Source organism: Campylobacter sp. BCW_6468 (assembly GCF_001762865.1).
Taxonomy (GTDB): domain Bacteria; phylum Campylobacterota; class Campylobacteria; order Campylobacterales; family Campylobacteraceae; genus Campylobacter_D; species Campylobacter_D jejuni.
Genome location: NZ_MJXQ01000042.1, coordinates 72,641 through 92,069 on the forward strand (window position 1 = coordinate 72,641; position 19,429 = coordinate 92,069).

Below are 19,429 nucleotides of genomic sequence, written 5' to 3' on the forward strand. Positions count from 1 at the left end.
TTATGATTTTTGTGTATTTTTAAGCTCTAAGTCTAGATAATATCCTGTGTAAGAACGGGTTTTTTTGTGTTCTTTAGCGACTTTTTCCACGCTTCCTGTGCTTATAACTTTTCCACCTTTAATTCCGCCTTCAGGCCCCATATCGATGATATAATCAGCATTTTTAATCACATCTAAATTATGTTCTATCACAAAAACAGAATTTTTAAGATCAACTAAATGTTGTAAAACTAAGATGAGTTTATTGACATCTTCAAAATGCAGTCCTGTTGTAGGTTCATCAAGTATATAAAGCGTTTTTCCTGTATCGCTACGGCTTAGTTCTTTAGCAAGTTTGATTCTTTGTGCTTCACCTCCACTTAAGGTGGTGGCATTTTGTCCTAGAGTTAGATAATCTAAACCCACTTTTACTAGAGTATCTAATTTTTGTTTGATTTTAGGAACGGCTGTAAAAAATTCACTCGCTTCTAAAACACTCATATTTAAAATTTCACTGATATTTTTGCCTTTATATTTGATTTCTAGCGTGGCATCATTGTAGCGTTTGCCCTCGCAAGTATCACAAACTACCATAACATCAGGTAAAAAATGCATTTCTATTTTGATTTCTCCATCTCCGCTACATTTCTCACATCTTCCACCCTTGACATTAAAAGAAAAGCGTCCAGCTTTATAACCACGCATTTTGGCTTCTTTAGTGGCGGCAAAAAGATTTCTGATTTCATCCATAGCACCTGTATAGGTGGCAGGATTTGAACGTGGTGTGCGCCCAATTGGGCTTTGATCAAGATAAATGACTTTATCAAGTTTTTCAAGTCCTTCTATTTGTACTCCGCCAAGTTTTTTAACTTTTTTCGCACGGTTTAATTCCTCTTGTGCAAAAGGAAGTAGGGTTTGAAGTATCAAAGAGCTTTTTCCAGAACCTGAAACTCCTGTTATAGCGACTAAATTTTGCAAAGGAAATTTTACGCTTAAATCTTGGATATTGTTAATATTTACATTTTTAAGCTCAAGCCATTCTTTCTGTGTTCTGTTTTGAAGTTGTGAAATTTGTTTTTTACCATTCATATAAAGTGCAGTTTCGCTTTTGCTTTTTAAAAGTTCTTTATAAGTTCCACTAAATACAACCTCACCCCCAAATTTTCCTGCTTTTGGACCAATATCTACAATAAAATCTGCTTCTTCTATGGTCATTTTATCATGCTCTACGACAATTAGGGTATTGCCCTTTTGTTGTAAATTTCTTAAAGTTTTAATCAGTTTTGCAGTATCTCTTTCATGAAGTCCTATGCTAGGCTCATCTAAGACATACATCACTCCGCTTAAACCACTGCCAATTTGTGAAGCTATGCGGATTCTTTGTGCTTCACCCCCACTAATCGTTCTTGCATCGCGCCCTAAAGAAAGATAACCTAGCCCCACATCATACAAGAAAAACAATCTTTCGTTGATTTCTTTTAGGATAGGTTTAGAAATAAGTTTTTGTTGCTCGCTTAAATAAGAAAAATTTTTCTCATCTGCAAAAAAGGCCGTACTATCTTCTATGCTCATATCTAAAATTTCACCCAAGCTTTTTTTGGCTACTTTCACGGCTAAACTTTCGGGTTTTAAACGATGCCCACCGCAGTCTTTACAAATTTTTTCACTCATATATTCAGCTAAATCTTTTTCATCTTTTAGCATTTCATAAGCCATTTTAACCACGCCTTCAAAAGTGCGTTTTAGGCGATTTCTTTTCCAAAGAAATTCTATAGTTTTGGCATTACCATACAATACAAGACGTTTTTGTACTTCGTTTAATTGCATAAAAGGTATTTTGATAGGAATTTCATTTTGTTCGCAAAAGGCGATTAGGAATTTATAATAATAACTTTTATTAAAACCATACATGATTTTAACAGCACCGTTTTCGAGACTTAAATTTTCATCGATGATTTTTTTCATATCTAAAGTATAACGAATTCCAAGTCCATCGCAAGCTTCACATGCTCCTTTTGGAGAATTAAAAGAAAAGCTTAAAGGTTCAAGTGGAACAAAGGAAATTTTACAATCAAAACAAGCTGAATGCTCGCTAAAATGATAGTGTTTATTAAGGTTTATTTCCTCATGATTTAAAACTTCTATTTCTATTTCTCCAAAGCTTTCCTGTAAACCTTTTTCTATATCGCTTGCAAGACGAGAAAGTAAATCTTCTTGAATTTCAAGTCTATCTATGACAAGTTTAATGGTGTGTTTTTTGGTTTTGGCTAGTTCAATTTCTTCATCAAGTCTTACCAAAACTCCATCAATTTGAGCTCTTACATAGCCTTTGTTGCGTAAATTTTCAAGCAAATCTGCATAAGTTCCTTTTTTTTCTCGTATGAGTGGGGCGTAGATGATGATTTTTGCACCTTTTGGAAATTTTAAAATTTCACTGACTATATCACTTACACTCATAGATGAAATTTTTTGTCCGCATTGATGACAATGTTGAATGCCAACTCTTGCGTATAAAAGTCTTAGATAATCATAAATTTCAGTGATGGTTCCTACAGTAGAGCGTGGATTTTTAGAAGTAGTTTTTTGATCTATGGCAATGGCTGGAGTTAAACCTTCGATTTTATCGACATCAGGTTTGCCTACCTTATCTAAAAATTGTCTGGCGTAAGCACTTAAACTTTCTATATAACGGCGTTGTCCTTCAGCATAAAGAGTTCCAAAAGCAAGGGTTGATTTTCCACTTCCGCTCAGTCCTGTAAAAACAATGAGTTTGTTTTTGGGAATTTCAAGGTGGATATTTTTTAGGTTATTTTCTCTTGCGCCAATGATTTTTATGGTATCGTTCATAGTCTTTCCTAAACATTAAATAAATTTAAGATTTTAGCATAATAATATTAAAAGAACTTGGATAAATCCAAGTTAAAAATTTATAAAATTTAGCTTATTAAGCAAAGAGTGGGTGGTTCCAAGTATTGATAAGGCATATACGCAAAGTAAAATTTTTCTATGAGCTGAAATATGCATTTTTTCTATGATTTTAATTCCTATAAAAACTCCAACCATAGAAGCTATACCTACTAGTATTCCTTTATGAATAACTTCAGAGTCTATAACTCCAGAATTTGAAAAAGATATAATACCAGAGACTGAAGCAAAAATAACAAAAAACAAGGATAAGGAAACAACTTTTTTACTATCATAGCCTAAAAAATAAGCTAAAATCGGAGCAATTAAAAGTCCGCCACCAATTCCCAAAGAAATAGCAAAAATACCAGTAAAAGCTCCAGCAATAAATAAAATGACATTCTTTACCCAAACGCTTCTTTGATTTTGCACAATGTTTTCTTTAATTCCAAAAGCATATTTGATAAAAAATATACAACTTACCGCCAAAAATACGCTAGTAAGAGCTACATCACTTAAAGCTTTTAAAAGCATTCCGCTAAAGCTTGCCCCTATGAGCCCTCCAAAACCTATCATAATACCATCTTTAAGATTTAGATTTTTTTTCTTATAATTAATATAAGAGCCAAAAACTGCTGCAAAAATCATTTGCAATACTGAAATTCCGATAGCATGGTGAGCACTTGCTCCAAGTGCGAACATAGAAGGAACGATAATCATACCTCCACCAATGCCAAAAAGTCCAGAAGCAATACCTGAAATGATTCCTATGATTAGATAAGGTAAATCTGTGATTTCCATAGCTTTTCCTAAAAAATATTAAATATTTCAAATACGGAATAATTTTATCTTATTAAGCTAAGTATTATCTTAGTTTTTTATAACAATAGAATATTTTTTGGTAACTTTAAGCATCGTAAAAATGTTTCAAAATATTATAAAATATAAAGATTTTATAATATTTATTTTAAATTTAAAGCAAAATTTATATTTATTGATTAAAATTAATTTAGACTTTAAAAATTTTCATAAAAGTCTTAATTTTTGAAATATTTTATAAGAAAGGTAAAAGATGAGTGAAAATGGTTTTTTTAGTAATTCTTTGATTTTAAAACTTACACATACTCTTCGCTCTTGGCGTTTCTAAACTTCTTTTTATCTAAATTTTTTCTTTAATATTATTTTAATTTATTTTTTAAAAAAAGGTTTATTATGTTTGTTAAAAATGTAAATTTTTATTACAGACAAATCCTTGAAAAATTTGAAAATTCTTATTTTGCAGAGGATTTGACTAAGGTAATTATAGGGATTGATTGTGATTATTTAGATGCTAATGAATTATCCTTTAGCGAGTTTAAGGCAAAATATTATGAAGCTTTAAGCAAGAATAAAATTTGCGACTTTGCTGGATTTTTTGGAGTTTTTAGTGCAAATTTTGTATCTTTGTTTGAAAAAATTCCACTTTCTTCTAAGAAAAATTATGATTTTCCTTTATTTTTATTTGCCAATGCTAAGGCTTATTTGATTTATGAGAAAAATAGCAAGATGTTTTTTAAATTTGGTGCTTCAAAATATTTTGAATATTTAAAAGATGATATTGAACCAATGAAAAAGAAACAAAAAAATGATTTTGAAATTTTAAATTCTTTAGAAGATGAAAAAAATGATTTTTTAAAAATGTGCGAAAAAGCCAAAGAATATCTTTTAAGTGGAGATATTTTTCAAGTGGTCTTAAGTAAGCAACTTTGTATCAAACATCAAGTAAATGCTTTTGATTATTATGAGAGTTTAAGTGCTTTAAATCCAAGCGCTTATATGTTTTATTTTCCAAGTAAATATGGTGTTGTTTTGGGTTCTTCTCCAGAGTTTTTATTGAAAATTAAAAAAAGAGAGATTTATTTAGCCCCTATTGCTGGAACTAGAAATTTGGAAAATAACTGTGATCTTTTAGCTTTAGAAAAAGATCTTTTAAGTGATGAAAAAGAACTTAGTGAACATAAGATGCTTGTAGATTTAGCAAGAAATGATGCTTCTAAATTTGGCACTCAAACAAGAGTGGAAAATCTTTTTTCTATTATTAAAAATAAATTTGTAATGCACATAGTGAGTGAAGTGTATGCCAATATGAAAGAAGATGCGAGTATTTTTGATGTGATTGAAGCAGTTTTTCCAGCGGGAACTTTAAGCGGAGCTCCTAAAATAAGAGCTTTAGAGATCACTAGCGAGCTTGAAGATTGCGATCGTGGAATTTATGGTGGTGCGGTAGGATTTTTAAATTTTAACGAAGACATAACTTTAGCGATTTTAATCCGTTGCGCTTTTTTTACTCAAGATAAGGCTTATTTGGCAAGTGGGGCGGGTATTGTTTTGCAAAGTGAGAGTCAAAAAGAATATGCAGAAATTTGTGCTAAACGCAAGGCGCTTTTGGTAGCTTTTGAAAATTTAAAAAAGGAAAATCAATGATACTTTTAATTGATAATTATGATTCTTTTGTTTTTAATGTTAAAAGCATGTTAGAGCAACTCAGCAATGATGAAATTTTAGTAAGAAGAAATGATGCAATTTCTCTGAGTGAAATTAAAAATTTAAATCCTACTCATATTATTTTAAGTCCTGGTCCAAAGCATCCAAGTCAAAGTGGGATTTGTCTTGAAATTTTTAAAGCAAGGCTTAATATCCCTGTTTTGGGCATTTGCTTAGGGCATCAAGCTTTAGCTTTAGCTTTTGATTCTTTAGTGGTTAAGATGCAAGAGCCTATGCATGCAAAAAATTCTTTGATAAAACAGTGCAGGGAAAATGAATTATTTTCTAATTTGCCTTCAAATTTTAGTGTAATGCGTTATCATTCTTTAGAGGTTAAACAGCTTAGTGATGAGCTTGAAATTTTAGCCCTTGATGAAAAGGGTGTGATTATGGCTTTGGGACATAAAAATTTACCTTATTATGGTGTGCAATTTCATCCTGAAAGCTATTTTAGTGAATATGGCTTACAACTTTTTTCTAATTTTTTAAAACAAGATATAAAAAAACCACAAAAACAAGAAAATCCTTTAAGTTTTTATTTGCAAAAAATGAGTGAAAATCATTTTTTACAAAGCGATGATTTTGAGCAAATTTGTAAGATTATTATGTCTAAAGATTATGAAATTTTACAAGTAGCGGCTTTGTTGATTTTAATCACTGAAAAGTCCTTAAATGAAAAATCTTTAAGTGCTTTTGTAAGACAAATTTTAAGATATTCTCAAACTTTTAGTGATGAGAGTGAGATGATTGATATTTGTGGAACAGGTGGAGATGGTTTTAAAAGTATCAATGTTTCTACGACTAGTGCTTTTATTTTAGCAGCTTTAGGAGTAAAAGTAGCCAAACACGGAAATCGTGCCATTTCAAGTTCTAGCGGAAGTACAGATGTGTTAGAAGCTTTAAATATAACTACTCCAAACACTTTAGAATCAGTTTTAAAACAACTAAATAATCAAGGGCTTAGTTTTTTACATGCTCCATTTTTTCATCCTTTGGTAGGAGAACTTAAAGAGGTCAGATCAAGACTTGGAGTAAGAACGGTTTTTAATGTTTTAGGTCCTTTATTGCACCCTAATTTAAAGTTAAAATATCAACTTATGGGAAATTATCACGCACCTGTGCATAGGCTTTTGATAGAGGTTTTAAAAAATTTAGGACGCAAAAAAGCTTTAGTGGTAAGAGGAAATGATGGTATGGATGAGCTTAGTATTTGCGATGAAAGTAAAATTTATGAGCTTTGTGAAGGAGAAATTTTAGAGTATTCTATCTGTCCTGAACAATTTGGTTTTAAAAGAGCTTTTCATAGTGAAATCATAGGATCTAGTGCATATGACAACGCTAAAGATTTAAAAGATATTTTAAGCGGTAGAATGCAAGGGGCAAAATTTGATTTGGTAGTTTTAAATGCTATGTTTGCACTTTATACAGCCAATAAAGCAAGTTCGCCTTTAGTGGCTAAAGATATGATTTTAGAAGCCATTTATTCAGGTAAGGTTATAGAATATTTTAAGGAGTATCAAGCTTATGCTAAAGCTTAAAATTTGTGGTATTAAAGATGAAAAAAATGCCAAAGATTTAGCTTTTTTAAATATTGATTTTTTTGGACTTATTTTTGCTAAAAGTCCAAGAAGAGTGAGTTTAGAACAAGCAAGAAATTTAAGTGCAATTTTTCATGAAAAAGATAAAAAAGTTGTCGGTGTTTTTGTAGATGAAAATTTGGAACAAATTTTAAGATGTATTAAAGAAGCTAAGCTTGATGGGATACAAATTTATCGCACTATTACCAAAGAAGAATTTGAAATTTTAAAGGTGCAAAATGTTTTTGTTTGGCAGGTGATTAGTGTAGAAAATAGTTTAGATTTAAAAAGTGAAATTTTTGCTAATTTAGTACTTTTTGATGCTAAGGGAATTTTAAAGGGCGGTAATGGAATAAGTTTTGATTGGACTTTATTAGGTTCTTATACTAAAGATTTTGCATTAGCTGGAGGCATAGGTTTGGATAATGTTCATAAGGCTGTACAAACGGGAGCTAAAATTTTAGATCTTAATTCAAAACTTGAAGATGAAAAAGGCTTAAAAGATATCAACAAAATAAAACAAATTTTAAAGGAGTTGAAAAAATGAAAAAAGCGTATTATGGGGATTTTGGTGGGCAGTTTTTGCCTGAAAGTGCAATGTTTGCTTTAAATGAGCTAGAAGGTGCTTTTTTGAAATTTTCTAAAGATAAACTCTTTAAAAAAGAATTAAATGAGCTTTTAAAAACTTATGTAGGGCGTCCTACTCCACTTTATTTTGCTAGAAATTTAAGCAAAAAATATCAGCATGAAATTTATTTAAAACGCGAGGATTTAAATCATACCGGAGCACATAAAATCAATAATGCCATCGCTCAAGCCCTTTTAGCAAAAAAAATGGGAAAGAAAAAAATCATAGCAGAAACAGGAGCAGGTCAACACGGGCTTGCAACAGCCACTGCAGCAGCACTTTTAGGACTTGAATGTGAAATTTATATGGGGGCAACCGATGTGCAAAGACAGGCTTTAAATGTTTATAAAATGGAGCTTTTGGGTGCTAAAATTCATGCAGTACAAAGTGGGCTTAAAACTCTAAAAGAAGCTACTACTGCGGCTATTCAAGCTTGGGTTGGAGATATTAAAAATATTTTTTATGTGGTTGGAAGTGCGGTAGGTCCTTATCCTTATCCTAAAATGGTAATGCATTTTCAAAGTATTATAGGAAAAGAATGCAAAATGCAACTTCAAAAACTCAATAAAAAAGTAGATTATATTATCGCAGCTGTTGGGGGTGGAAGCAATGCAGCTGGGATTTTTTATGATTTTATCAAAGATGAAAATGTTAAACTTATAGGTATTGAAGCAGGGGGGCTTGGCATTGATACGCCTTATCATGCAGCGACTTTAAATAAGGGAAAAACAGGCATTATTCACGGTATGAAAACCAAGGTTTTACAAGATGATTTAGGCAATATCTTGCCTGTACATAGTGTTTCTGCAGGGCTTGATTATCCAGGAATTGGCCCTTTGCATGCTTTTTTATTTGAAAGTAAAAGAGCGCAATATCATGCTATAAGTGATGAAGAATGTATGCAAGCTTTAAAATTACTTTGCAAAGAAGAAGGTATTATTGCAGCGATTGAAAGTTCGCATGCTTTAGCGTTTTTAGAAAAACTTTGTCCAACTTTAAAAAAGAAAAGCGTGATAGTAGTAAATCTTTCAGGCAGGGGAGATAAAGATATGCAAATGATTAGAGATTATAAAAAAGGGGTGATTTATGGTTGATTTTAGAAAATTTTATAAAGAAAATGCAAATGTGGCTTATACGGTTTTAGGTTATCCAAATCTTCAAACAAGTGAAGCTTTTTTGCAAAGATTGGATCAAAGCCCTATTGATATTTTAGAACTTGGTGTTGCTTATAGTGATCCTATTGCCGATGGTGAGATTATTGCAGATGCGGCAAAAATAGCTCTTGATCAAGGCGTGGATATTCATAGTGTTTTTGAGCTTTTAGCTAGGATAAAAACTAAAAAAGCTTTGGTTTTTATGGTTTATTATAATTTAATTTTTTCTTATGGCTTGGAAAAATTTGTGAAAAAAGCAAAATCTTTAGGGATTTGTGCTTTGATTGTACCTGAATTAAGTTTTGAAGAAAGTGATGATTTAATTAAAGAGTGTGAAAGATATAATATAGCTTTAATCACACTTGTAAGCGTTACAACCCCTAAAGAAAGGGTTAAAAAGTTAGTAAAACATGCTAAAGGTTTTATTTATTTATTAGCAAGTATAGGTATTACAGGTACGAAAAGTGTCGAAGAAGCAATCTTGCAAGATAAAGTAAAAGAAATCAGATCTTTTACAAATTTGCCTATTTTTGTAGGTTTTGGTATTCAAAATAATCAAGATGTAAAAAGAATGAGAAAAGTTGCTGACGGAGTGATTGTAGGAACTAGTATAGTAAAGTGTTTTAAACAAGGAAATTTGGATATAATAATGAAAGATATTGAAGAAATTTTCAAAAAATAAAATTTTAAAACATATTTTTATTTTATATTTACTATAATTTTAAATTAAGTTTTTTATAAAGGTGGTAGTTATGTTAAAGATTCTTGAGTATTCCATCACTCATTTTTGCGAGCATATCTTAAGACTTCGCATTGAAGCAGCTCAAGATATAAGCGGTGAACTTTATGGAGCGAGTATTCCTATCATGGGCAAAAGCGAAGGAGAATGTAATTTTTATTTATTTTTTCCAAAAGAATTTTTAAAAAAAATTGCAGAAATTTTAATTAATGATGAAAAATTTAAAGAAGATGACTGGTGCGATTTAACTAAAGAATGTGCCAATCAGATTATAGGTTATGCTAAAAATTTGTTAAATGATGCCAAGGGTGATGACGAGTATAAACTCGGAATTCCGGAATATTTAGGAAAAGTTGATTTTTCTGAAATAGTTCTAGATGAAGCTTTAACTTATAAATTTGAAAATTGTTATTTTAGAATAGGATATTGCAAATAATGAGCGATGATATAGAGTTTAACATTCATCATGGGCTTTTACAATCTTATGAAGATATCTTAGATATTACAGTAGATTTTGTAAGCGAGCTTGGAACTACAAATATGAGTGTAGCGGAGCTTTTAAAACTTGAAGTAGGTTCGGTTATTGATCTTGAAAAGCCTGCTGGAGAAAGCGTTGAGCTTTATATCAATAAAAGAATTTTTGGCAAAGGCGAGGTTATGGTTTATGAAAAAAATCTCGCTATAAGAATTAATGAAATTTTGGACTCTAAGACTGTGCTTCAATACTTTAAAAAAGAAATTTAAATGAGATTGCTAGTATTATTTTTTTTAATTTTACCTTTATATAGTGTTGAGCTGATTAGTTTTAATATCTACGATAGAAATGATCGAGTAGATTTAATGCTTTCTTTTGATAATGCCTATAATGGCAAGATTTCTCAAAAAAAAGAAAAAAATTTAACTCTTTTAACTTTTAGTGATTTAACGTATTCTAAAGATGAATTAAAAGAACTTAACTCTCAACTTGTAGATAAAATTAGTATTAGTTCTAAAAATAATAATACCTATATTATGCTACAAAACAAACAAAATATTAATTTAGAACTTAGCTCTATCAATGATAAATTTGGAGTAAGGATACGAGCTATAGAGCAAGGAAAAGCAAATATCGAATCTGTACCTACAACTACTGTGAATAATTCTCAAGAATTAATGCCTAAACCAAAAAGTACAAGTTTAGAAGGGTATGATTATACAAATTATATCTTAGTAATGCTAATTTTAGTTATTTTGTTAATAGTGCTTTGGTGGTTTAAAAAGACTATGGTTTATAAAAATAACAATGTTTCTAGAGATTTTACTATGATTTTCCAAAGATTTTTAGATAAAAATAATCAACTTGTTGTTTTTGATCACGCTAATAAACGTTATACAATGATAATAGGTAATTCCAATGTGCTTTTAGAAAGTGTTGAAATTCCAGAGGAACAAATAATAAAACATACAGAAAAAACAGAGAAAAATTTTGATTCTTTTTTTGAAGAGAATAAAAAAAGAATTCAAAATCTTATAGAGCAGCGTCAAAAAGGTAAAAAATCTTAAATTTTTTGATTGATTGCTAATGCTATGGTAGCTGGTTTTGCAATTTTTTTGAGCTCATCTTTGGGTAAATTAAGAATTTTGTTTTCTTGATATATATAAAGAGTATTGTTTGCAAAAGCAAAATCAATCTTATCTTCATTTGTGCTTAAAGTTTTAGCTAGGCACAAAATAAAATTAAGCCATGAAATGGTATGAATATTGGGTAAAAGTTGTTTATAGGGTTCAAGATTATAAGGGTTAACTTTTTTTCCATTAAGCTTAATAATGCTAGCAATTAAAGCTTTTTCTTTATGTGAAAATCCATAATTTAATCCACCTAGTACAAAATGAGCAGAGTGTTCATTAGCAAAATAGAAATTTAAATATTCTCCAATATGGCATAATTTAGCAGCATTTAGTAAAGTATGCTTATAGTTATCGTTAAGTTTATGAAGATTTTTAAGGGTTGTAAAAATTTGCAGAGCAAAATGTGGAGTTTTATTTTTTTGTTTTGATTGTAAAAATTTATCTTGTAAACATTTTAAACTAGGATTAAAATTTGGTGGAAAAGTGATTTTAGGACGAAGTAAATCTTGCAAATAAACTCCTTCTCTGATTCCAACCCCACTCGTGATAACTTGTTTGGCTTTTATTTTTTCCGCAATCTTTAAAAAAATAAATATACCCTCTTTAATGGTATCAAAACGATCCTTTTTTATGCCAAAATTGATTAAAGAGTCTAAGTTTGAATTAAAAATTTTTAAAATATGCCCTTTTTCTTCATCTAGCATATAGCGAAAATCATGTAAATTTTTCAGTGGATAGGAATTTTTTTGCATGATGGAATTAGATATTGCTCTTAAGCTTCCACCTATTGCAATAAGGTTTTGATTGCAAAATTCTTTAGGAATTTGTTCTAAAATTGGTTTTATAAATTCTTCTAAAGAATCCATTTTTCCAGTATCATAGAACAATTCTTTTAGCCTAACAGTGCCAATATCAAGAGATATGCAAGAAATAATTCTATTATTTTTTATTAAACACAATTCACTAGAACCACCACCTATGTCTAAAGTGGTTCCATCTTTAAAAGGACTTAATAAATTTAGAGCTGCAAGACCACCTAAGTAACTTTCGCTTTTTCCATCTATACAGCGTATATTTAAAGACAGATTATCTTTGATTCTTTTAATGAAATTTTTTGAATTTGGGGCATCTCTTAAGGCTGATGTGCCTACTATAAATATTTTTTTGCACTTATGCTTTAAAGCGCATTGTTTGAAAAAAGCTAAGGCATCTTCGGCTCTTTGCATGGCTTCTTCTTGGAGAATTTTGCCATTATTATAAGCATTTTCTCCAAGTCTTACTTTGCGTTTGTATTCGTAAGTTGTATAAAAACCATATCTAGAAGTTTTTTCAAAAATCACCATTCTAATGGAGTTTGAGCCAAGATCAACAACGGCTGTTTTTTTTGCCATTAAAATTCTCTATCTCTATGTTTGAGTTTTAATTCTTCTATAGTTTCTACATTATCAGGATCAGGAATGATACATTCATATGGGCAAGCAACAATACAGGCAGGCTCTGAAAAATCATTAACGCACTCTGAACAAAGATCAGGGTCTATTACATAAATTGGACTATTTTCATAAATAGCTTCATCAGGACATTCTTCTCTGCAAGCATCACAACATACGCAGTCTTTTGTAATTAAAAGAGACATCATAACCTTTCAAAAATTTAAAAAATAATTTTAGTTTATACAATAACCAAACTTAAATAAAATATAAAAATAGAAATAAAGATAAATTTTTTGCACCGAAGGTGCAAAATTGTTAAGATTTTTTAGGGAAGCAGAAACGGTATCCTCTACGACGAACTGTTTCTATGGTAGATATATTTAATGGTTTATCCATTTTTTGACGAATTTGATTGATAGCTACTTCGATAACATTTGGAGTTACTAGCTCAGGTTCTTCCCAGATGGCATCTAAAAGTTGTTCTTTGGATACAATTTGATCCGAATGTCTTGCTAAGTGCGTTAAAACTTCAAAAGGTTTTCCTTTAAGTTCTATATCTTGACCTTTATAAGTAATTTTTTCCTCATCTGGATCAATAACTAAGTCTTCAATTTTAATAACATTGGTTCCGCCAAGTCTTAGTCTTGCTTCAATTCTTGCGAGTAGAATATCAAAATCTAAAGGTTTTTTAACAAAATCATCAGCTCCAGCTTTCAAAGCTTTGATTTCTGTTTCTTTGTCTGTTTTTGAAGACATAATCATAACCGAAGTTCTTGGAGATTTATGCTTAATAGTGTTAACAAGTTCCGCTCCATCTCCATCAGGTAAAGTCCAGTTTGCTAAAACTAAATCATAATGTCTAATGCCGATAAAGTATTCTCCATCTTTAAAATTTTCAGAAGAATCAGTTTGATAACCAAATTCATTAAGATTGTCTATAATTGTTTTATTTAGGCTAATCTCATCTTCTATAACTAAAATTCTCATTTGTTCTATCCTTATTAAGAAAAATTTAAAGAATTATATCATAGCTTAAGTAAATGTTTAGATATCTTTAAAAAAAAATTAATATTTTTTTTTCAATTTAACCCCAACTGTAGCATTTTTTATTATATGGGGTTTGAAAATTTTTATGTTAAGATTGGTTAAATTAGGAAAATCTTTTTTTAAATTTAAGCTTACAAAGTCTAAAGACTCTTCAAGGGTGTAAAATTCTTCTTTTTTATACCATGTTTTAATTTTGGTAATTACCTCTGCATAATTTAAAAATTCATTTGCTTTAGCTTTAAGCTTGATAATAATTTTTTGTTTTTTTCTTCTTTCGAAATCTAATATACCAATAATACACTTAAAGTGAAATTTTATTTTTATATGACTTTGCATTCTTCTTTAAAAATCAATCTTTTAATATTAGGTAGATGTTTATATACTATAATAAAAGCGATAATGAAAACGGGTGCATGTGTATGAATTTCTAAGTCATAATTAAATATAAAAGAACTTATAACAAAAGCAAGTAACGCTGCTAAAGAAGCTAGCGAAGATATTTTAAAAATTTTTCCAATAACTACCCACACAATAAATGCTGTAAGCACTTCCAATGGAAGTAAAACTATCATAGCGCCTGCTCCTGTTGCTATGCCTTTCCCTCCTTCAAATAACAAGTAAATTGAAAAACAGTGTCCAAAAATAGCCAAAACTGCGACGCTCCAAAGCAAAGCTTGATCATAATGAAGAAATTTCAAGATTAGTAAAGGAATAGCTGCTTTTGCAAAATCTAAAATTATTGTAGCAATGGCAAGTTTTTTTGCTAGTTTGGGATTTTTTTCTTTTACTACTCTTAAAACATTGGTTGCTCCTATACTTTTTGAACCTTCTTTTTTGATATCAGTTTTAGCAAAAAATTTAGCTAGGATTAGCCCAAAAGGGATTGAACCTAAAAGATATATAAAAGCGTAAATTATTAAATTTTCCATAATATCCTTTTCAAATCATCTTAAAATTTTAAGATTTATAACTAAAAATTATATCTTATGAAAATAAATAAACAAAAAATAATTTTTAAGATAAAAATAGTATTAATTAATTGTAAATATTTTTTAATAATATTTATTTTTATTTAAGCTCTAAATGATTATTATTTTATTTTAATTTATCTTTAATAGGAGTTTATAAATGAAAGTAAAATCATTGCTAATCGCATCCTTAGTTGCTTTTTCAAGCTTAAATGCTGCAAGTCTTATAGATGAAGCTAAAAATTCAGGTCTTGTTGCCTTACCAAAAGATCAAAAAGGCGTTGATGAAATTTTAAAACAAAATGGAGTAAAGGCTAGTGAATTTACTCTTGAAAAAGCAGAGCTTGGCAAAAAGCTCTATTTTGAACCACGTCTTTCAAAAAGTGGTATCATTTCTTGTAATACCTGTCATAATGTAGGACTTGGTGGAACAGATGGAATCAGTACTGCAATAGGTCATAAATGGACAGCAAATCCTCATCATTTAAATTCACCAACAGTTTATAATGCAGTTTTAAATAATACTCAATTTTGGGATGGTCGTGCAGGAACATTAGCCGATCAAGCTAAAGGTCCAATCCAAGCTGATCCTGAAATGGCAACTCCTGCTAAACTTGCAGTAGAAAAAATTTCATCTTTGCCTGAATATGTGAGTGAGTTTAAAAAAATCTATGGTAAAAGCGGTGTAAATTTTGACAATATTGCTGATGCAATTGCAAATTTTGAAAGAACTTTGATCACTCCATCTCGTTTTGATAAATTTTTAGAAGGCGATGAAAAAGCTTTAACAAAAGAAGAACAAAAAGGCTTAAAGCTTTTTATAGATAAAGGTTGTGTAGCTTGTCATAATGGTGTGAATTTAGGTGGCAATATGCAAGCGTTTGAAGTTGCTGGTAAATATAAATTTGCAAATTTAGGTGATTTTAAAGGTGATGCAAATGGCATGGTAAAAACTCCAACTTTAAGAAATGTTGCTGAAACTGCTCCATATTTTCATAATGGTGCGATTTGGAATTTAAAAGATGCTATTAAGGAAATGGGTAGTGTGCAACTTGGCATTAAAATTTCTGATAAAGAAGCAAAAAGTATTGAAACTTTCTTAAAATCTTTAACAGGAACAAAACCAGCAATTGTTTATCCACAACTTCCTATTTCTACTGAAAAAACTCCTAAACCTGAACTATAAGGTTCCAAACAAGCTCTAATTTTAGAGCTTGTTTAAATTTCTTTATCTTAGCTTTGTTATAATTGTCTTTAAATTTTGCTAGAAAGGTTTGCAATGAAACTTTTTGGAACTGATGGAGTTCGTGGAAAAGCGGGTGAATTTTTAGATAGTTTTTTGGCTATGCGTTTAGCAATGGCTGCGGGTATTTATTTTAAAGATAAAAGTATTACTAATAATATCTTAGTAGGAAAAGATACAAGAAGAAGCGGCTATATGATAGAAAATGCTATTGTTTCAGGGCTTACTTCTATAGGATATAATGTTATACAAATTGGTCCTATGCCAACTCCTGCGATTGCATTCTTAACTGAAGATATGCGTTGTGATGCAGGGATTATGATTTCAGCTTCTCACAATCCTTATTATGATAATGGTATTAAATTTTTTGATGCTCATGGAAACAAACTCAGTGAAGATATAGAGAAAAAAATAGAAGAAATTTATTTTGATGATAAGCTTATACAAGCCTCTAAGGTAGATATGGAGAAAATTGGTCAAGCGAAAAGAATTGATGATGTTATAGGAAGGTATATTGTTTCTATTAAAAATTCTTTTCCAAAAGATCTTACTTTAAAGTCTTTGCGTGTGGTTTTAGATGTGGCTCATGGGGCAGCTTATAAGGTAGCACCTACTGTTTTTAAGGAATTAGGTGCTGAAGTTATAGTAATGAGCGATAAACCTAATGGACTTAATATCAATGAAAATTGTGGAGCTTTACATCCTGCAAATTTAGCTGCTGAGGTAAAGCGTTTGCGTGCAGATGTGGGCTTTGCTTTTGATGGTGATGCAGATCGTTTGGTGGTTGTAGATGAAAAAGGCGAAGTGGCTAATGGAGATAGTTTATTAGGGGTTTTAGCACTTTATCTTAAAGAACAAGGTAAATTACAATCAAGTGTTGTAGCCACTATAATGAGTAATGGTGCTTTAAAAGAATTTTTAAATAAACATGGTATAGAACTTGATACTTGTAATGTGGGCGATAAATATGTGCTTGAAAAATTAAAAGCCAATGGTGGAAATTTTGGTGGAGAGCAAAGTGGGCATATTATTTTTAGTGATTATGCAAAAACTGGAGATGGTTTGATAGCTGCTTTGCAATTTAGTGCTTTAATGCTTTCTAAGAAAAAATCTGCAAGCTCTATTTTGGGTCAAGTCAAACCTTATCCTCAGCTTTTAACCAATCTTAAAATTGCAGAAAAAAAAGATTTAGATAAAATTAAAGGTTTAAAAGAATTAAAAAAAGATTTAGAAAATAAAAATATTAATACCTTATTTCGCTATTCTGGAACAGAAAATTTGATAAGACTTTTACTAGAAGCCAGAGATATTAAGCTCTTAGAAAAAGAAATGAAAAATGTTGTGGAGTTTTTTAAGAAAGCTTTAAATGGCTAAAACTTTTAAATTTATTTTTTATTTTTGGGGTGCCTTTGTTTTGGTTTTTGCCCTTGATCAATGGGTAAAATCCTTAACTTTAGCAGGATTTAGATGGCAGAGTGAATACCTAGATTTAACTTATGCTCTAAATACAGGCGTAGCTTTTTCAATGTTGAGTTTTTTAGAACATAATTTAAAATATTTACATCTTGCTTTAATTGGCGTGCTTTTTATTTATCTTTTTTGGCAAAGAACACTTTTAAAAACTCATAGCATAGCTTTTGGAATGATGCTTGGTGCCGGCGTTTCAAATTTATTGGATCGTTTTATACATGGAGGTGTAGTGGATATGTTTTTTTGGCATAAATGGTTTAATTTTGCTATTTTTAATGTTGCAGATGTCATGATAAATATAAGTGTGGCTTTGATTTTAATACAAGAAATATTTAAAAAAAGGAAAAAAGATGACAGAATGGATTAATGATTATTATTTTTGGATTAAATGGGTGCATTATTTGGCATTTGTTTCTTGGATGGCGGGTCTTTTTTATTTACCTCGTCTTTTTGTGTATCATGCTGAACATAAAGACAATAAAGGTTTTGTCGAGGTTGTAAAAATTCAAGAAAGAAAGCTTTATTATTATATACAAACTCCTGCCATGATTGTGACTTTAATCACAGGAAGTTTAATGTTGCATGCTCATAAGGAAGTTTTAATGGTAGGTGCGGGTTTTATGCATGTTAAACTTACCTGTGTTACACTTTTGATTATTTTTCATATACATAATTATTATTGTTTAAAAGCTTTAGCAAATGATACTTCTACTAAAAGTGGAAAATATTTTAGAATTTATAATGAATTTCCAACTATAATGTTTATTATCATCGCTTTAATGATGGTTGTTCGTCCCTTTTAGTTTGTCTCCGCTTTAAATTCCATACTAGCGGAGTTAAGCGGATCAATATTTTCTTTCATGATATCGATATAATCTTTATTTTTAAGACGCTTATCATCTCTAAATACTGCGCGCACAAGATCCATTCCTGTGTAAAAATCTTTCATTAAAACCACAAAAAGATATTGACCAAATTCAGTTGCGATTAAAGCATTTTGATCTTTTATGATGGCACCACTTGTTTTAAGTCCTAAAAGTTCTATGAAAAGTTCTTTTTCGAGATTGCAATTTAGAGTTTTATTAAATTTATCAATTTCTATTTTCCCTGAAAAAATTTCAGTTAAAAAGACATATTTGATAATTTCTTTTTTATCAAAACAAGCTTTGGCTATATTAGCATTTTGTTTTTCTTGTATAAATTTAGCATAATCATTTAGATTAAATGCATTGATTAAAAGCTCCCCATCTAAAAAGCTAAAAGCTCCGCTGCCTACTCCTAGGTATTCATGATGAGAACTGACATATTCGTCATTAAGCTTGTTTTTTTCTAAAGAAAAACTCCAACCATTGTTTTGGGTATAGTCTTTAAAAAATTCTCGTATGATTTGATAATAAGTAAATTCATTATCTTTAATGCTCACTCCTAGACTTTTAGCGATATTATCTTTGGTAAGATTTGATTTCATTAAAGGATAGGTTGTGATTTGTTGCGGGGCTAAATTTTTAGCAATTTCTAAGTCATTTAAAAGTTGTTTTTCGTTTTGTCCTGGAAGATTGAAAATAAGATCTATACTAAAAATAGGTAAAATTCCTAAAGCTTTTGAAATTTTTTCTTGAAGTTCTTTAGATGAACCAAATTTATTATATCTTGCCACTTTTTTCAAAGTTTCATCATCAAAACTTTGAATCCCGCAACTTAAACGATCAATTATACCTTTAAACATAGAAAGCTTATTTGGATCAATATGATTTGGATCGCTTTCGCATGAAATTTCTTTTATATTAAATAACTTTTTACAAAGTTCTAAGGTTTTTAATAATTCCTCTTCATCAATCAGTGTTGTACCACCACCCACATACATGGAGGTAAAATCAAAACCTTTATTTTTCATGATTTTAATTTCTTCTCTAAGATTTTGAAAATATACTTTGGCTAAATTTTCATCATAATAATATTTATGAAAGCTACAATAAGGACAAAAAGTATGGCAAAAAGGTACATGGGCATAAAGCATATAGCTTTTGTCTTGTTTTGGAATTTTTTCTTCGGGTTGTTTTAAAAGTTCGACATTGAAACCTTTTTGGAGGGATTTTTCCATCATAGTATGAGAGTATTTTAAAGCTAAATTTTGAAATAAATTCATAAGTGGCCTA

General features: G+C 30.1%; 21 protein-coding genes. 13 read left to right on the forward strand and 8 right to left on the reverse strand.

Features of this window, described 5'->3' with window-relative positions; all coding sequences use genetic code 11:
* Positions 1–2,826 carry an excinuclease ABC subunit UvrA gene (gene uvrA, locus AJ889_RS08150; protein WP_002859442.1) on the reverse strand — a complete coding sequence of 942 codons (2,826 nt, stop codon included), beginning with the start codon at positions 2,824–2,826 and terminating at the stop codon, positions 1–3.
* A 72-nt stretch (positions 2,827–2,898) separates the two neighbouring features.
* Positions 2,899–3,684, reverse strand: coding sequence for a TSUP family transporter (locus AJ889_RS08155; RefSeq protein WP_002858695.1), 786 nt, complete (start codon positions 3,682–3,684; stop codon positions 2,899–2,901).
* Positions 3,685–3,805: 121 nt separating this feature from the next.
* On the opposite strand from AJ889_RS08155, the gene AJ889_RS08160 reads away from it, so the two are divergent.
* The 9 genes from AJ889_RS08160 to AJ889_RS08200 all read left to right on the forward strand — a co-directional run bounded on the left by AJ889_RS08160 (position 3,806) and on the right by AJ889_RS08200 (position 11,046).
* Positions 3,806–3,931, forward strand: a complete 126-nt coding sequence (locus AJ889_RS08160) for a hypothetical protein (protein WP_002854718.1) — start codon at positions 3,806–3,808, stop codon at positions 3,929–3,931.
* A 164-nt stretch (positions 3,932–4,095) separates the two neighbouring features.
* Positions 4,096–5,346 (forward strand): anthranilate synthase component I family protein, encoded by a 1,251-nt coding sequence (locus AJ889_RS08165; RefSeq protein ID WP_002858746.1) that lies wholly within the window; start codon positions 4,096–4,098, stop codon positions 5,344–5,346.
* The gene (gene trpD, locus AJ889_RS08170) at positions 5,343–6,944 is read left to right on the forward strand and encodes an anthranilate phosphoribosyltransferase (protein WP_002867764.1); all 1,602 of its coding nucleotides are present in this window, start codon (positions 5,343–5,345) and stop codon (positions 6,942–6,944) included. Before AJ889_RS08165 ends, trpD begins: the two co-directional genes overlap by 4 nt.
* Positions 6,931–7,530, forward strand: coding sequence for a phosphoribosylanthranilate isomerase (locus AJ889_RS08175; protein ID WP_002872431.1), 600 nt, complete (start codon positions 6,931–6,933; stop codon positions 7,528–7,530). Before trpD ends, AJ889_RS08175 begins: the two co-directional genes overlap by 14 nt.
* Positions 7,527–8,705: a tryptophan synthase subunit beta gene (gene trpB, locus AJ889_RS08180; protein WP_002854204.1), complete on the forward strand. Its 1,179-nt coding sequence runs from the start codon at positions 7,527–7,529 to the stop codon at positions 8,703–8,705. Before AJ889_RS08175 ends, trpB begins: the two co-directional genes overlap by 4 nt.
* Positions 8,698–9,447, forward strand: coding sequence for a tryptophan synthase subunit alpha (gene trpA, locus AJ889_RS08185; protein WP_002854645.1), 750 nt, complete (start codon positions 8,698–8,700; stop codon positions 9,445–9,447). Before trpB ends, trpA begins: the two co-directional genes overlap by 8 nt.
* Before the next feature lie 70 nt (positions 9,448–9,517).
* A complete protein-coding gene (locus tag AJ889_RS08190) occupies positions 9,518–9,940 on the forward strand; it encodes a chemotaxis protein CheX (RefSeq protein ID WP_002854524.1) in 423 nt (140 codons plus the stop codon).
* Positions 9,940–10,248, forward strand: a complete 309-nt coding sequence (gene fliN / locus AJ889_RS08195; protein ID WP_002824739.1) for a flagellar motor switch protein FliN — start codon at positions 9,940–9,942, stop codon at positions 10,246–10,248. Before AJ889_RS08190 ends, fliN begins: the two co-directional genes overlap by 1 nt.
* Entirely contained in the window at positions 10,249–11,046 is a 798-nt protein-coding gene (locus tag AJ889_RS08200) for a hypothetical protein (protein ID WP_002869737.1), read from the forward strand. It begins immediately after the preceding gene.
* Here the strand turns inward: AJ889_RS08200 and AJ889_RS08205 are convergent.
* The 5 genes from AJ889_RS08205 to plsY all read right to left on the reverse strand — a co-directional run bounded on the left by AJ889_RS08205 (position 11,043) and on the right by plsY (position 14,521).
* Positions 11,043–12,503, reverse strand: coding sequence for a Ppx/GppA phosphatase family protein (locus tag AJ889_RS08205; RefSeq protein ID WP_002860290.1), 1,461 nt, complete (start codon positions 12,501–12,503; stop codon positions 11,043–11,045). The genes AJ889_RS08200 and AJ889_RS08205 overlap by 4 nt on opposite strands.
* A complete protein-coding gene (locus AJ889_RS08210) occupies positions 12,503–12,748 on the reverse strand; it encodes a YfhL family 4Fe-4S dicluster ferredoxin (RefSeq protein WP_002854647.1) in 246 nt (81 codons plus the stop codon). Before AJ889_RS08210 ends, AJ889_RS08205 begins: the two co-directional genes overlap by 1 nt.
* 112 nt (positions 12,749–12,860) lie before the next feature.
* The gene (gene hsrA / locus AJ889_RS08215; RefSeq protein ID WP_002857553.1) at positions 12,861–13,532 is read right to left on the reverse strand and encodes a homeostatic response regulator transcription factor HsrA; all 672 of its coding nucleotides are present in this window, start codon (positions 13,530–13,532) and stop codon (positions 12,861–12,863) included.
* A gap of 78 nt (positions 13,533–13,610) precedes the next feature.
* Positions 13,611–13,928: a dihydroneopterin aldolase gene (locus AJ889_RS08220; protein WP_002854273.1), complete on the reverse strand. Its 318-nt coding sequence runs from the start codon at positions 13,926–13,928 to the stop codon at positions 13,611–13,613.
* Positions 13,913–14,521 carry a glycerol-3-phosphate 1-O-acyltransferase PlsY gene (gene plsY, locus AJ889_RS08225; RefSeq protein WP_002860289.1) on the reverse strand — a complete coding sequence of 203 codons (609 nt, stop codon included), beginning with the start codon at positions 14,519–14,521 and terminating at the stop codon, positions 13,913–13,915. The genes AJ889_RS08220 and plsY overlap by 16 nt, the downstream gene beginning before the upstream one ends.
* A gap of 199 nt (positions 14,522–14,720) precedes the next feature.
* On the opposite strand from plsY, the gene AJ889_RS08230 reads away from it, so the two are divergent.
* The 4 genes from AJ889_RS08230 (at position 14,721) to hemJ (ending at position 18,076) form a co-directional block, all read left to right on the forward strand.
* On the forward strand, positions 14,721–15,746 hold the full coding sequence (locus AJ889_RS08230) for a cytochrome-c peroxidase (protein WP_002857587.1): 1,026 nt from the start codon (positions 14,721–14,723) through the stop codon (positions 15,744–15,746).
* Between the two features lie 93 nt (positions 15,747–15,839).
* Complete coding sequence (gene glmM / locus AJ889_RS08235) at positions 15,840–17,177, forward strand: phosphoglucosamine mutase (RefSeq protein WP_002860288.1); 1,338 nt, start codon at positions 15,840–15,842, stop codon at positions 17,175–17,177.
* Entirely contained in the window at positions 17,170–17,640 is a 471-nt protein-coding gene (gene lspA, locus AJ889_RS08240) for a signal peptidase II (protein WP_002858678.1), read from the forward strand. The genes glmM and lspA overlap by 8 nt, the downstream gene beginning before the upstream one ends.
* Positions 17,624–18,076, forward strand: coding sequence for a protoporphyrinogen oxidase HemJ (gene hemJ / locus AJ889_RS08245; RefSeq protein ID WP_002854237.1), 453 nt, complete (start codon positions 17,624–17,626; stop codon positions 18,074–18,076). The genes lspA and hemJ overlap by 17 nt, the downstream gene beginning before the upstream one ends.
* On the opposite strand, the gene AJ889_RS08250 is transcribed toward hemJ, so the two are convergent.
* Complete coding sequence (locus AJ889_RS08250; protein WP_002851099.1) at positions 18,073–19,419, reverse strand: coproporphyrinogen III oxidase family protein; 1,347 nt, start codon at positions 19,417–19,419, stop codon at positions 18,073–18,075. The two genes, hemJ and AJ889_RS08250, sit on opposite strands and share 4 nt — an antisense overlap.
* Positions 19,420–19,429 lie beyond the last annotated feature (10 nt).